This window comes from Mesomycoplasma sp. (assembly GCF_056854695.1).
This window is the reverse complement of the sequence record NZ_JBXGGF010000006.1, coordinates 1-13,686: the sequence shown is the minus strand read 5'-3', so window position 1 is coordinate 13,686 and position 13,686 is coordinate 1. Positions and strand designations below refer to the sequence as shown.

At 30.2% G+C, this 13,686-nt stretch carries 14 protein-coding genes; 12 read left to right on the top strand and 2 right to left on the bottom strand.

What is annotated here, in order from left to right:
- The 4 genes from rpsM to rplQ are packed head-to-tail and all read left to right on the top strand — an operon-like array spanning window position 1 to window position 2,211.
- Entirely contained in the window at window positions 1-411 is a 411-nt protein-coding gene (gene rpsM / locus ACJHWB_RS01470) for a 30S ribosomal protein S13 (RefSeq protein WP_483132740.1), read from the top strand.
- 13 nt (window positions 412-424) lie between these two features.
- Window positions 425-826: a 30S ribosomal protein S11 gene (rpsK, locus tag ACJHWB_RS01465; protein WP_483132739.1), complete on the top strand. Its 402-nt coding sequence runs from the start codon at window positions 425-427 to the stop codon at window positions 824-826.
- A 9-nt stretch (window positions 827-835) separates the two neighbouring features.
- A complete protein-coding gene (locus tag ACJHWB_RS01460; protein ID WP_483132738.1) occupies window positions 836-1,837 on the top strand; it encodes a DNA-directed RNA polymerase subunit alpha in 1,002 nt (333 codons plus the stop codon).
- Between the two features lie 2 nt (window positions 1,838-1,839).
- Complete coding sequence (gene rplQ / locus ACJHWB_RS01455; protein WP_483132737.1) at window positions 1,840-2,211, top strand: 50S ribosomal protein L17; 372 nt, start codon at window positions 1,840-1,842, stop codon at window positions 2,209-2,211.
- A gap of 90 nt (window positions 2,212-2,301) precedes the next feature.
- On the opposite strand, the gene ACJHWB_RS01450 is transcribed toward rplQ, so the two are convergent.
- Both ACJHWB_RS01450 and ACJHWB_RS01445 read right to left on the bottom strand, forming a co-directional pair.
- The gene (locus tag ACJHWB_RS01450) at window positions 2,302-4,041 is read right to left on the bottom strand and encodes an Mhp366/Mhp367 family surface (lipo)protein (RefSeq protein WP_483132736.1); all 1,740 of its coding nucleotides are present in this window, start codon (window positions 4,039-4,041) and stop codon (window positions 2,302-2,304) included.
- 84 nt (window positions 4,042-4,125) lie between these two features.
- Window positions 4,126-4,584 carry a hypothetical protein gene (locus ACJHWB_RS01445; RefSeq protein WP_483132735.1) on the bottom strand — a complete coding sequence of 153 codons (459 nt, stop codon included), beginning with the start codon at window positions 4,582-4,584 and terminating at the stop codon, window positions 4,126-4,128.
- 201 nt (window positions 4,585-4,785) lie between these two features.
- On the opposite strand from ACJHWB_RS01445, the gene ACJHWB_RS01440 reads away from it, so the two are divergent.
- From ACJHWB_RS01440 to ACJHWB_RS01405, 8 genes are all read left to right on the top strand, one after another.
- Entirely contained in the window at window positions 4,786-5,484 is a 699-nt protein-coding gene (locus ACJHWB_RS01440; RefSeq protein ID WP_483132774.1) for a purine-nucleoside phosphorylase, read from the top strand.
- A complete protein-coding gene (locus tag ACJHWB_RS01435) occupies window positions 5,484-6,779 on the top strand; it encodes a thymidine phosphorylase (RefSeq protein WP_483132734.1) in 1,296 nt (431 codons plus the stop codon). The genes ACJHWB_RS01440 and ACJHWB_RS01435 overlap by 1 nt, the downstream gene beginning before the upstream one ends.
- Entirely contained in the window at window positions 6,779-7,441 is a 663-nt protein-coding gene (deoC, locus tag ACJHWB_RS01430; RefSeq protein WP_483132733.1) for a deoxyribose-phosphate aldolase, read from the top strand. Before ACJHWB_RS01435 ends, deoC begins: the two co-directional genes overlap by 1 nt.
- A complete protein-coding gene (upp, locus tag ACJHWB_RS01425) occupies window positions 7,441-8,046 on the top strand; it encodes a uracil phosphoribosyltransferase (protein WP_483132732.1) in 606 nt (201 codons plus the stop codon). Before deoC ends, upp begins: the two co-directional genes overlap by 1 nt.
- Window positions 8,047-8,073: 27 nt before the next feature.
- Window positions 8,074-8,805, top strand: a complete 732-nt coding sequence (locus tag ACJHWB_RS01420) for an MPN527 family putative ECF transporter permease subunit (RefSeq protein ID WP_483132731.1) — start codon at window positions 8,074-8,076, stop codon at window positions 8,803-8,805.
- Window positions 8,806-8,937: 132 nt separating this feature from the next.
- Complete coding sequence (lon, locus tag ACJHWB_RS01415; protein ID WP_483132730.1) at window positions 8,938-11,436, top strand: endopeptidase La; 2,499 nt, start codon at window positions 8,938-8,940, stop codon at window positions 11,434-11,436.
- Window positions 11,437-11,629: 193 nt separating this feature from the next.
- Complete coding sequence (gene tuf / locus ACJHWB_RS01410; RefSeq protein ID WP_022934762.1) at window positions 11,630-12,814, top strand: elongation factor Tu; 1,185 nt, start codon at window positions 11,630-11,632, stop codon at window positions 12,812-12,814.
- Window positions 12,815-13,045: 231 nt separating this feature from the next.
- Window positions 13,046-13,686: alpha/beta fold hydrolase (locus tag ACJHWB_RS01405; RefSeq protein WP_483132729.1), on the top strand; the 641-nt coding region annotated here is incomplete at its 3' end.

Here is a 13,686-nt window from a genome sequence, read left to right as displayed (position 1 = left end):
ATGGCTAGAATATTAAATATTGAAATTCCTAACAACAAGCGTGTTGTTATTGCACTTACTAGCATTTTTGGAATCGGACGTTCCCTTTCAGCTGAGATTATTGCCAAAGTTGCTAGTTTACAAACTGAAAAATTAGGTGATAAATACCCAGTTCTTACTCAAGAAACTAAAGTTAAAGACATTCCAGAAGATATTTTGCAAATTATTCGTGATGTTGCAAAAGAGTATAAAACTGAAGGTGACTTGCGTCGTGAAGTTCAAACAGATATTAAACGTTTGGTTGAAATTAAATGCTACCGTGGAATTCGTCATCGTCGTGGGCTTCCTGTGCGTGGGCAAGTAACTCAAAAAAATGCACGTACTCGTAAAGGTCCACGTAAAACCATTATGGGTAAAAAGGCTAAAAAATAATTAAGGAGGAATCATGGCTAAAAAAGAAAAAGTTAAAAAAGTAAAAAGTAAAAACATAACCACTGGTATTGCTCATATTCACTCCAGTCACCAAAATACTATTGTTAGCATCACTGACAAACTTGGAAATGTTATTTCATGAGCTTCATCTGGTTCAATCGGATTTAAAGGTACTAAGAAAAAAACTGCTTATGCAGCTACTTTAGCTACCAACGCGGCTTGTGAAAAAGCTAAAGAACATGGAATTAAAGAAGTGTATGTTGAACTTCGTGGTAGTGGGCAAGGTAAAGAAGCAGCTCGTAAACAAATTCAAACTGCAGGAATCAACATTTTACAAGTTAAAGACGTTACTCCAATTCCTCACAATGGAACTCGCCCACCTCGCAAATACTTCAAACGTCTTGAAAAACGTTAGGAGATACAAGTGAAAAAATACGCTAAAGTTTATTATAATGAAAACACTAACAAACAAATTAGTGACTTTAATACTATATTTGAACTAAAACCTTTGGAACGTGGTCTTGGTAATACCATAGGAAATGCACTTCGTCGCACTGCCTTATCATCAATTACATCCGCTTCTGTTTTTGCAATTAAAATTGCAGGTATTGATCACGAATTTAGTGTGCTAGACAATGTTGTTGAAGATGTTGTAACCATTTTAAACAATCTTAAAAAAATTCGTTTTCGTTTTAACGAATCATTATTTGAAGCAAACCCTATTCAAGTTGTAAGTTTTACAGGATCAAAAGTAGGTCAATTACGTGCTAAGGATATTACTAGCACTGGTGGGCTTGAAATTGTAAATATTGATCAACATATTGCTGATGTTTCTAAACAGGGAGCATTGCAATTTGAATTATTTATTTGTGCAGGTAAAGGATTTGTAGACTTTGAAACTAACAAGAAAAAAGTCTCTGAATTAGAAGGTCAATTGCATAGTAGTTTATCAAGTGGAACTATATTAGCAGTTGATAGTGATTTTTCACCAGTTGTAAGTGTTAACTATGAAGCTAGTGAAATTAACTCATCAAATCCAATTGTTGAAGAAAAATTAGTTCTTTCACTAAAAACAGATGGAACTGTTTTTGCCAAAGATGCAATTGCAGAAGCTGCAAAAATTTTAATTGCTCATTTACAAATAGTAAGTAACACTGAGAATCTTAACATTAGAAGTGAAGATTTTTTTGAAGAAATTAAATTCAAAGAAAACACACCTAAAAAGAATTCTCTTGATCTTTCATCACTTGATTTATCAGTTCGTTCATTAAATGCGCTTCATCGCGCTCATTATTACAAAGTATCTGATATTCAAGAATTAACTCGCGAAGAACTTGAAAATATTAAAAATTTAGGAAAAAAATCAGTTCAAGAAATTATTGAAAAACTTCGTGAACACAATATTGAACTTAAATTAGGAGAATAATTATGGCAAATCCACATCAAATTTATCGTCGTGATGCAACTTGAAGAAAACATGTATTACGTTCTCAAGTTTCTTCACTAATTTTGCATGGTCACCTTACAACCACTTTGCAACGTGCTAAAGAGTTACGTAAACATGCAGAAAAGTTAATTACTAAAGCTAAAAAAGATACTCTAGCAGCTCGTCGTTATGTTCTTGCTTTTGTACGTCCAGAAATGGTTAAAGAAGGTAAAAAAGAACAACACATTATGCCATATATCTTTGAAACTCTAGCTCCTCGTTTTAAAGATCGTAACGGTGGTTACACTAGAATTGTTAAATTACCTGCACGTCAAGGTGATAGTTCTAAAATGGCAATTATTGAATGAGTTTAGTTTAATTAACTATTACAATAATTAAAAACACCAACCTAGTTGGTGTTTTTTTATTTATTTATATATTTATATTTAACCTTATTCAAAATTTTATTTAACATAAAACTTTTTAATTTCATTTGTAAGATCAATCTTTTTTGTCTTTAATACAACTCCTGATGAAAGAAAAGCGCTTAAGTTGAAATTATCATATGTAAGATGTTTGAGTGAATCATTACCTAAAATAATTCGATTTAAAAAAGCCAGCGAACCATCAGTATTATAAACTCCCGATCCTGATGCTCCGGGTCCATTAGTAGAAAATCAATAAGGAACAACGTCAGAAGGATCGTTGGGATTTGGAGCAAAATAAACACCTTTAAACATATTTTTAGCAGAAGCATTTCCAGGATAAAAAGTTCCCATTTTAGTTGAATAATCAACATCTTGATTAGACCAACTTTGGTTGGAAATTTTTAAATCTCCTAAGCTTTCCATTTTAGTTCAAAAATCTTCGTAATCAGGCAATTGATCAATAACTTTTTGAAATTTATCATGCCAAAGACTATTAATGCCAGAGGTATTTGAAAACATTTCATTTTTGTGTTCTTTTCAATATTGAGCAAGTTCTTTTATATCACTAATAAAACTTTTATAATTAAAATAGAAAATAGCTAAATCTTTACCCTTATTGTCAAAATTTGTAGCTTCTGTAAAATATTTGTCATAATAATGTTTCGCCCAATTATTTATAACTGTCTTATTGGGTAAGGTTTTAAAATTGTGACTTGAATGGTTTTGTCAGATAATATTTTGAGAATGTTCAAGAGCATATTTTTGTGATCAAATTTCAATTAATGGGGAATTACTTAAAGTATGGAACTCCCCATCTTTATAATAACGCATAAACTGGCTTAGTGTTGGTATTCTACCACCACCTCTTGACGCTTGTGCATCATTCATTAACCTTCAAAATTTTTGGTTTTTAGCATTAACGACGTGACTGTTAGTTAGAAAAGCAGCTTTGCCATTTTTTGCATTTAGTAAGACAGCAGTTCCTGCAGAAAAGCGTATATTTCTTTGAAAAATTGGTTCGTATTTGCGATTTTTAGGATCAATTGATCTAAATCCAAAATATTTAAGCAAATAGGTGTTTAACACTTTAGATCTATTGTAATATGTGAAATTATCTTTATCAACTTCGCGGCCGCTAACTAAATTTAAATTTAGTTTGTCTAAAAAATAAATGAAAAGATTTTCGTTTTTTTGTCCTAAAAATGCATTGTCATTTTCTTCTTTAATTCCACCTTTGCTATAGTCAATGTTATATTCAAAATAATTCTTAGATCAATTGAGTTTTGGAGCTATGTAATTTTGTATATTAGTTAAACTATCAAATTTAGACTCAAAAAATTTATCCTTTGCATTAATTAAATTAATGTTGACAGGTGTATCATCATAGTCTATTTCATCAGTTTTTTCAACTTTATTAATGTTTGAAGATTCTTTTTGTTGATTCAATAATTCTTTATTATTTTTGTTAGTTAAATTAATTTGATTTGGCTGATCTACTTTTTGTTTTTTATTAGCATTAAGATCTACATGTGGCAACTCTTTGTTTTCTACCTTTTTTGGTTTAATATTATTATCTTTTGAGTCTGTGTTTTTATTTGACTTTGCAACTTTTTTGTTTTCTACCGCTTTTGGTGGGTTTATCTCCTTGGTAGTGTTAGGATTTTTGATAACAATATTCTTACTTGGGTCATCAGGATAGTTGATATTTGGACCACAAGAAAAAAATGTAACAAGTGGCAATAATGTAATTAGTAGTGCTTTGCCTTTTAATTTCATAATAGCAAATTATATTTATTTTTTTAACGAAATATCTATATTTGTTTAGAAAAAACAAAACCAAATAATTAATTAAATTTGATTTTAGTGTTTGTAAGGACAATTTTTTACATTTTTAGTTGATTGTCCTAAAGATGTTAGTTTTTGTTCAAAAATAGAAGTTATATCTTTAATTGAATTAACAGTTGTGTTAATAGATTCCATTTTATTTGTAAGCTCTATTAAATTATCAATAAGTGCTTCTCATTTTTCAAAACCATATTGAAGCTGAAGATCTAAGTCTTCTTTAATCACATTAGTTTTATTATCATCTATAGATGTTTTTGTATTTAAAGAAGAAGTTTTTTTAATCCAAAAATCAAGATTAAAAATTTGTTCAAGTACTAAAGGGATTCAATGTTTGATTTCATCAAGTTCACTATTTAGTTGTTTGAATTCATTAGTTGCTTTTAAATTAGTTAAACGAATCAATTTAGATTTAAACTCGTTAATTAAATCTTGTTGTTTTTTTGTGTTACTAGGATTGTTAGTAGATAATTTCATTTAAGTCCTAACTGTTGTTTTCAACATTAATTTCAAATTGCTTATAAAAACTATAAATTGCAATATTTTTTAAATATAAAAGTATATATTTTTTATTTAAAAAACATTTAAAGAGTAATTAAATTAGTAAAAAATAATTTGCAATCTACTTAAAAACTAGTAAAATATAAGAGAACATTCAAAATGAAAGAAGGTAAAGTTATGACTCCACACATTAATGCTCCTAAGGGTTCGATAGCAAGTTTGGTTTTGATGCCTGGTGATCCTTTGCGTGCAAAATTTATTGCTGAAAACTTTCTAACAGATGCTGTTTTAGTTTCATCTGTTAGAAACAATTTAATTTATACAGGATTTTACAAAGGTAGAAAAGTTAGTGTGGCATCCTCAGGAATGGGGAGCGGTTCTATTGGCATTTATGCTTATGAATTATTTAAGTTTTATGATGTTGAAAAAATAGTTCGTCTTGGTTCCGCAGGAAGCTACACAAAACGACTTAATGTTCATGATGTAATTCTTGCAAAAGACGTGTATTCTGAAAATTGTTCATTTTCTGAACTATTAACCGGTAAAAAAACACATAAAGCTCAAGCTCATAATGATCTTATTGTAGATATTTTAGGAAAAGCGATAAAAGAAGGCCAACAGTTAACACTTGAAACTGTGCATTCAACTGATGTGTTTTATGCAACACGCCCACTTGAACAAACTATCGAAATTACCAAAGCCTCAGCTGTTGAGATGGAAAGTTATGCTCTATTTACAGTTGCTAATTTCTTGAACAAAAAAGCTGCATCAATTTTGACTATTTCAGACAGCTTAGTAACAGGTGAATCACTTTCTTCTCAAGACCGTGAACAAAGTTTTATTAAAATGATGAAATTAGGACTAGAACTTTCATAATGAATATTGTTGAAATTATTGAAAAAAAATCTCAAAATCAAAAATTAACTAGCCAGGAAATAGAGTTTTTTATTAAAGGTTTCCAAAATGGAACTATCAAGGATTATCAAGCTTCAGCTCTTTTGACAGCTATTTGTATTAATGGAATTTCAGATCAAGAAATTTTTGCTTTAACCCAAGCTATGGTAGAATCTGGAAAAAAATTGGATTTAAGTTCAATTTCTGGATTTAAAATTGATAAGCACTCAACAGGTGGGGTAGGTGATAAATTATCACTTATTATAGGTCCAATTTTAGCTGCTCTGGGTTATAAGTTTCCTAAAATGGCTGGTCGTGGTCTTGGATTTACAGGTGGTACTATAGATAAACTTGAGTCGATCACAAACCTTAATACAGCAATTACTGTTGATAAATTTTTAGCTCAAGTTGATAAAATAGGTCTTGCTATTATTTCACAAAGCAAGCATTTAGTTCCAGCAGATAAAAAATTATATGCTCTTCGTGATGTGACAGGGACTGTGAATTCAATTGGATTGATTGCATCATCTATTATGTCTAAAAAAATTGCAATTGGTTCTGATTTAATTTTGATTGATGTCAAGTTTGGTGATGGTGCATTTATGAAAAAACTTTCAGATGCTAAATTGCTAGCTCAAAAACTTGTTGACATTGGAAACCATTTTGGTAAAAAAACTTTTGTTGAAATTACTAATATGTCATTACCATTAGGAAAAATGATTGGAAATAAAAATGAAGTGATTGAAGCTCAAGCTATTTTAGCTGGTAACCAAAAAGATTCACTATCTAAATTTGTTTTTTCAATGGTGGAACGCTTATTAATCAATTGAGGTTCTCATAAAGAAAGTGAGGCAAAACGGTTAATACAGCAAACTATTGACTCAGGGTCCGCTTTGGAAAAATTCAATCAAATGATTATAGCTCAAGGTGGAAACCCAAAAGAAATTACTTCTTTTGATTTTTGAACTCCAGCTCATAAATATGAGGTTCGTGCACAACAAGGTGGATATGTTAAATGAGAATCAGCGCTTGCTTTTGGTAAAATAGCTCACCAACTTGGAAGTGGTCGTAGTTTTAAAGATGATGAAATTGACAACGATGCAGGGGTTCAATTGTTTTGTGAGAACGGTGACTATGTTGTTGAAGATCAAGTTCTTTTTGTACTATATTCATCTAAAGAAATTCCCATTGATCAACTTCAACCTTTAATTGAACAATCATATTCTATTATTGACAAACCACACAAAGCAAAAATGTTTTGAGGGAGTTATAGTTAATGGATTTAAAAAAACTAGTTGATCACACTTTGCTCAAAGCAGAAGCAACTTCTAAGGATATAGCAACCTTAGTATCACAAGCAAAACAATACGGTTTTGGTCATATTTGTGTAAATTCGGGCTGAGTTAAATATGCAAAAGAGCAACTTGGCGATGCACCTATAGGCATTGTAGCTGTTGTAGGATTTCCATTGGGAGCAAACATAACTCAAATTAAAGTCCATGAGGCTGAACTTGCCATCCGTCATGGAGCTGATGAAGTTGATATGGTTATCAATGTTGGTAAACTCAAAGAGGATAACTTTGAATATGTGCTTAATGAAATTAAACAAGTAAAAAAAGCAATTGGCACTAAAATTTTAAAAGTTATTGTTGAAACTGCTTTGTTAACTCAACAACAAATTATCAAGGTTTCACAATTGGTTGCAACAAGTGGCGCTGATTTTGTTAAAACATCAACAGGTTTTTCTTATCGTGGAGCAACTTTGGAAGATATCCGAATTATTAAAGAAGCTGTTGGTGATAAAGTGGCAATTAAAGCGGCGGGTGGAATTAAAACTTTAGATGATTTGAAATTATTTTTTGAAAATGGAGCAACTCGCTTTGGAACTTCTTCTTCACTTGCTATTTTTGGATTAGGGAAATCTGAAGGAGGTTATTAATGTTATCAATCATAAATCATCCTTTAGCTCAAATTAAGTTAACAAAATTACGACAGCCGAGTTTGCAAACTGAATTTCGCCAATTAATGCATGAAATTGGTTTGTTTTTAGCAATAAAAGTTTTTGAAAAATATCAAAGTCGTGATATAATTGCTAAAAGCAAAATAGGTTATGAATTTGTAGGACAAAGTTTTACTAAATCAATTTTATTAGTACCTATTTTACGAGCTGGTCTTGGTTTGGTTTCTGCTTTTACAGAAGTAGAACCTAATGTCCGAATAGCGCATTTAGGACTAGAACGCCAAAGTGATTTGAACATCACCACTTATTTAGATAAGTTACCAGTTAGCAATGATGATTTTACTGTAGTACTTGATCCAATGCTTGCAACAGGTCATTCTTTAAAAGTTGCAATAGATAGATTGAAAGAATTAGGACACAAAAATATTGTTGTTGCAAGTGTGATTGCTGCTCCTGAAGGGGTTAGGTATCTTGAACAACATCATAGTGATGTAGATATTTATACTATTTCTCTTGATCAAAAATTAAATGAAAAAGGTTACATTATTCCTGGATTGGGTGATGCGGGAGATAGACTTTATTAATTTATAAATTATATTAAAGGAAAAAAAATGAGTGCAATTTATTATCACCGGAACATCATTTTTAAAATGAGTGTCACTGGAATCTTGCTATCAATATCAATTTTATTTCTTTATTTTTCACACACATTCCTCACTTGACCAATATTTTATCAAATAGGACTTAAAGTTGATTTGTCAACTTTGTTTATTTTACCTATTTTTATGCTTGCAGGTTGAGAACTTGGATGAATAGCCTTGATTATTAGGTTTTTGTTGGGGCCATTTATTATACCAATGCCCTTGCATATTGGTTATTTTTCTCATTTTGTTTTTTTATTAGCATCTATTTTTTTTATTTTTATCTTTTTAGGTTTAGATTTCTTATTAAATAATATATTTAATAAAAGAAATAAAACTAATCAAGAAAACAATATTGTAATGAAGAAAACTAAAATTAAAAGAAGACACATCAATTTGGCAATTTCATTATTTGGGACAACATTGTTGACATCTTTTATCATGACATTATTAAATGGTTTGTTTATTAGTCCAGTTTTTTTCAATCTTTATGGCGTTTCAAATAGTAATAGTTTTTTATATGTGCAAAATCAATGGTCTAATATATCGAAAATCATGTTTAAAAGCGATAATTTTAGTTATTGAGCATTTGTTTTTGTTTTATATTTTCCATTTAATTTAGTTAATTTTTCAATTAGTTCTATTTTGGCGATGCCGCTTTATTTTGTAATAAAAATTTTTCAAAAACGTAATGGTTTTTAGTTTAGTTATTCATTTTATTAATTAGTATTTGAATAATAAAGAATGAGTTCAAGAATTTTGTTTTAGTCAAAGATGCTATAATTTTTAATTTGGACTTTCAAAACAGATATAACAAAATATAAGGAATTTATCATGACACAAGAAAAAGATAGTTATCTTAAATACAAATTTATACCAGTAAACAAAAATGTTTATTTTAATGGTACACACGAAACTTTTCATACCACTTTCGATAAACATTCAATAATCAAACATTTTAAAGAGTTAGAGGAATTTATAGGAATAAGTGGTTTAAAAAATACCAAAGCAGTTTTTATTTATCCAAAAAATGAAACAAATAATATAAATTCTTTAGATGATATTTACGAATATGGTTCATTAATTGAAATTGTTGAATTTGAGGTAAAAACAGATTCAAAAGGTCAATGGAACTCTGTTGATATTAGTTTTGTTGTTTTGAATAAAGTAAAAATTATTAGTTTTAGCAATAAAACAATGAATAATTTATTATTAGGTAGTGTAAAAACTGCTCGTGAAACAACAAGTCAAAGAGATATTACAATTCAAGTTTTAAAGTCTATGATTGACTCAGTAAAAAATAAAAGTAATTTTTCAGATTCTTCAGTTTTAACACATATAATCAAAAATTTTGAAAGTTTTGCCCAAGCAACAACAACTCCCGAACTAATTAAGGAAGTAATTAACTTATTGGCTAGTTCAGATGCATTTAGTTATTTGCAAAAATGCGATATATTCTCTTTTAATAGTTATGTTTCAAAAATAAAATATATTGCAAAAGCTATTCATGCTTTAGAGCAAAATGCCGATTTAGAAGAAGAAATCAATACAATTTTGAAGTCTAACTTAGATCGTCAACAAACAGAATTTATTTTAAGAGAAAAAATTAAAGCAATTCGCAAACGTTTAGGTGAAGACCAGCGTTATGATGATATGCTTGAAGATAAACTCAATTCAGACTTAGGTCGAAAACAATATCCAATCGATACACACGAAACTGTAAGGCGTGAAATTCAAAAATTAAAGGGTATGATGTCATCTTCTCCTGAAGCTGGAATTACAAAAAATTATATAGATTTAGTGATGCAGTTACCTTGAAGAAAAGTATCAATGGATCATCTTGATTTAGAATCTGTTAAAAAACAACTAGACAACGATCATTTCGGACTGACAGAAATTAAAAAACGGATTGTTGAATATTTGGCCACTCTAATTCATCGTAGAGAGAGTCAAAAATCTACTGGTTTTAAAATTGAAACTATTGGTGATGAAAATATTGATCACTCTTTGTTTGTGAATCAAAAACGTAATAAATTAAAAAAAATGTCATCAATGCCTATTTTAACTTTGGTAGGTCCTCCTGGAACTGGTAAAACATCTATTGCACGTTCAATCGCTGATGCTTTAGGTAAAGAATTTGTCAAAATTTCACTTGGTGGTGTAGGTGATGAATCAGAATTACGTGGACATCGCCGTACTTATGTAGGAGCAATGCCTGGCAAAATTGTGCGAGCTATTAAAAAAGCTGGAGTTTCTAATCCTTTAATTTTGCTTGATGAAATCGACAAATTAGCGCCTGCTAGCCATCGTGGCGATCCAGCAGCCGCTATGTTAGAAATTTTAGATCCTGAACAAAATCGTTTTTTTCAAGACAACTATTTAGAAATTGAATATGATTTATCTAAAGTTATGTTTGTTGCTACAGCAAATTCATGAGAGACCATTCCAGAACCATTATTGGATAGGGTAGAAATTATCGAACTTTCTTCTTATACATTTTTAGAAAAAATTGATATTGCTAAAAATTACTTAATTCCACAAGTTTTATCTGAAAATACATTAGATTCAAAATATTTTCAAATTAGTGATAAAACCATTGATTATGTTGTAAAACGTTACACTTATGAACCTGGAGTTAGAGAATTAAAACGTGTTTTTGACAAAATGGCTCGTAAAATCATTGTACTTTTACTAAATGGTGAAATTAAAGATTCTAAATATAAAATTAGTCAAGATAATGTCGAACAATTATTGGGTATTACTAAATTCGACCCAGATGATCTTGACAAAAAATCACAACCCGGAGTTGTAAATGGTCTTAGTTATTCCACTTATGGTGGTTCTGCTTTACAAATAGAAGTTGTTATAAGTCCTGGTCAAGGTGATATTAAATTAACCGGACAACTAAAAGATGTGATGCAAGAATCTGCTAGAATTGCTTTATCATATGTGCAAGCTAATTCTAAAAAATTTGGAATTAATTTTGACTTTGGAGCAAATCAATTTCATATTCATGTTCCAGAAGGTGCTGTTCCAAAAGATGGGCCTTCAGCTGGTGTCACCTTTACAACTGCAATTATCTCTGCATTACTTAATAAAGCAGTTCCATATGAAATTGCAATGACAGGTGAAATTACCTTACATGGAAAAGTTTTACAAATTGGTGGTTTAAAAGAAAAATCACTTGGTGCCTTTAAAAGTGGTATTAAAACTATTTTTATTCCAAAATCTAATGAAAAACATCTTCCTGATATTCCAAAAGAAGTTCATAAAACTATTAAATTTATTCCAGTTACTAATTATGAACAAATTTACAAAAATATTTTTAAATAATTTCGTTTATTTTGGTTCTAAAAAAGCGCTTTTTGAATAAAACACTATTAATTATTTTATTTTTTAGTGTTTTTTTGTTAAAATTTAGCACTTAAGACTTAATGTGGATAGGAAATAGTTGAAAGGCTATTCTTTGGTGGTTTTAAGTACTTAAAGACAATCAAAATAAATCATTTATAAGAAAGGATTCATTATGGCAAAACAAGATTTTGATCGTAGTAAAGAACATATTAATATTGGTACCATTGGACACGTTGACCATGGTAAAACAACTTTAACCGCAGCTATTTCAACTGTGCTTTCTAAAAAAGGATTAGCTGAAGCTAAAGATTACGCTTCAATCGATGCTGCTCCTGAAGAAAAAGCTAGAGGTATTACCATTAATACCGCTCACATCGAGTACAGCACTGATAAAAGACACTATGCTCACGTTGACTGTCCAGGTCATGCTGACTACATTAAAAATATGATTACTGGGGCTGCTCAAATGGATGGAGCAATTCTAGTTGTTGCTGCAACTGATGGACCAATGCCTCAAACTCGTGAACACATTTTGCTTTCTAAACAAGTTGGTGTTCCAAAAATGGTTGTATTTTTAAACAAAGTTGACATGCTTGAAGGTGAAGAAGAAATGATCGACCTTGTTGAGGTTGAAATTCGTGACTTGCTTTCATCATACGACTTTGATGGAGATAACACACCTATCGTTCGTGGTTCAGCGAAATTAGCTCTTGAAGGAAAACCTGAATGAGAAGCTAAAATTCACGAATTAATGGATGCAGTTGATACTTGAATCGACTCACCTGTGCGTGAAATGGACAAACCATTCTTAATGGCAGTTGAAGACGTTTTCACAATTACTGGTCGTGGAACTGTTGCAACTGGTAAAGTTGAGCGTGGACAAGTTAAATTAAACGAAGAAGTTGAAATTATCGGATTTAACAACGAACCTAAAAAAACTGTTGTTACCGGAATTGAAATGTTTAACAAAAACTTACAATCAGCTATGGCAGGGGACAATGCTGGTGTTCTACTACGTGGTATTGATCGTAAAGACATTGAACGTGGACAAGTTATTGCAAAACCAAAAACCATCGTTCCTCACACTCGTTTTAAAGCAGCTGTTTATGTTCTTAAAAAAGAAGAAGGTGGACGTCACACTCCATTTTTCAAAAACTACAAACCTCAATTTTACTTTAGAACTACTGACGTAACTGGTGGATTAGAATTTGATGCCGAAATGGTTGTACCAGGTGACAATATTGATTTAACTGTTGAACTTATTGCACCTATTGCTGTTGAGCAAGGAACCAAATTCTCTATCCGTGAAGGTGGAAGAACTGTTGGTGCTGGAACTGTTACCGAAATTCTAAAATAGTAGTTTTTTCAAAATCATATAATACAAAAACCAAAGTTTTACTTTGGTATTTTCTTTTATTTTTTTAAGAATCTGTTAAAAATAAAAACTAGTAATTTCAAATTTTTAGATTTTCAATTACTAGTTTTTGAAGAAAAACCTTCAAAATGCTTTGACTTTTTATTTTAAAATTAGTATAATTTAAATTAATAAACTAATTTATTTTTTTAAAAACAATTAATAAAGGACAATATGAATCAATTTAATTGAGATTACCCCTATGTAGTAAATTATGATAAAAACAATAAAATTAATATTGTGTTTTGTCATGGTTTTAACTCAAATCACAATGTTTTTTGATCTGCTGTGGCAGATTTAAAAGATGTTAATTATTTTTCATTTACTTTACCAGGGTGCAATATGACACCTGCAATGCCACACCAGCTGAATATGGAGTATTATGCTCATGAATTGGTACGCTTTATCAAAGCTCTCAATCTTAAAGATGTAATTTTAGTTGGTCACTCTATGGGAGCTGGTAATGCTGCCTTAGTTTATAAATTAATTCCTGAATTAATTAAAAAAATTGTCTTTATTGGTCCAATGAATAAAGCAAATATGCCATTAGCTCAATTATTTAAAGACAATTTTTTTCCAAAAACACCTCAGCAAATGTTGGATTTTATGACTATTTATGAATATGACAAAGAAAAATACAAAGATCCAAAATGACTTGAATGAGCAACAGCTACTTTTGATTATGAATATCATAATAATGACAACATTGTGGCCTTAGGGATGACTTTGCCACAAGATTATATTATGGACAAAATTGACGAAGGTCTTAAACAAGTTAGTTGTCCAGCGTTACTAGTTCTTGGTGAAAATGATGG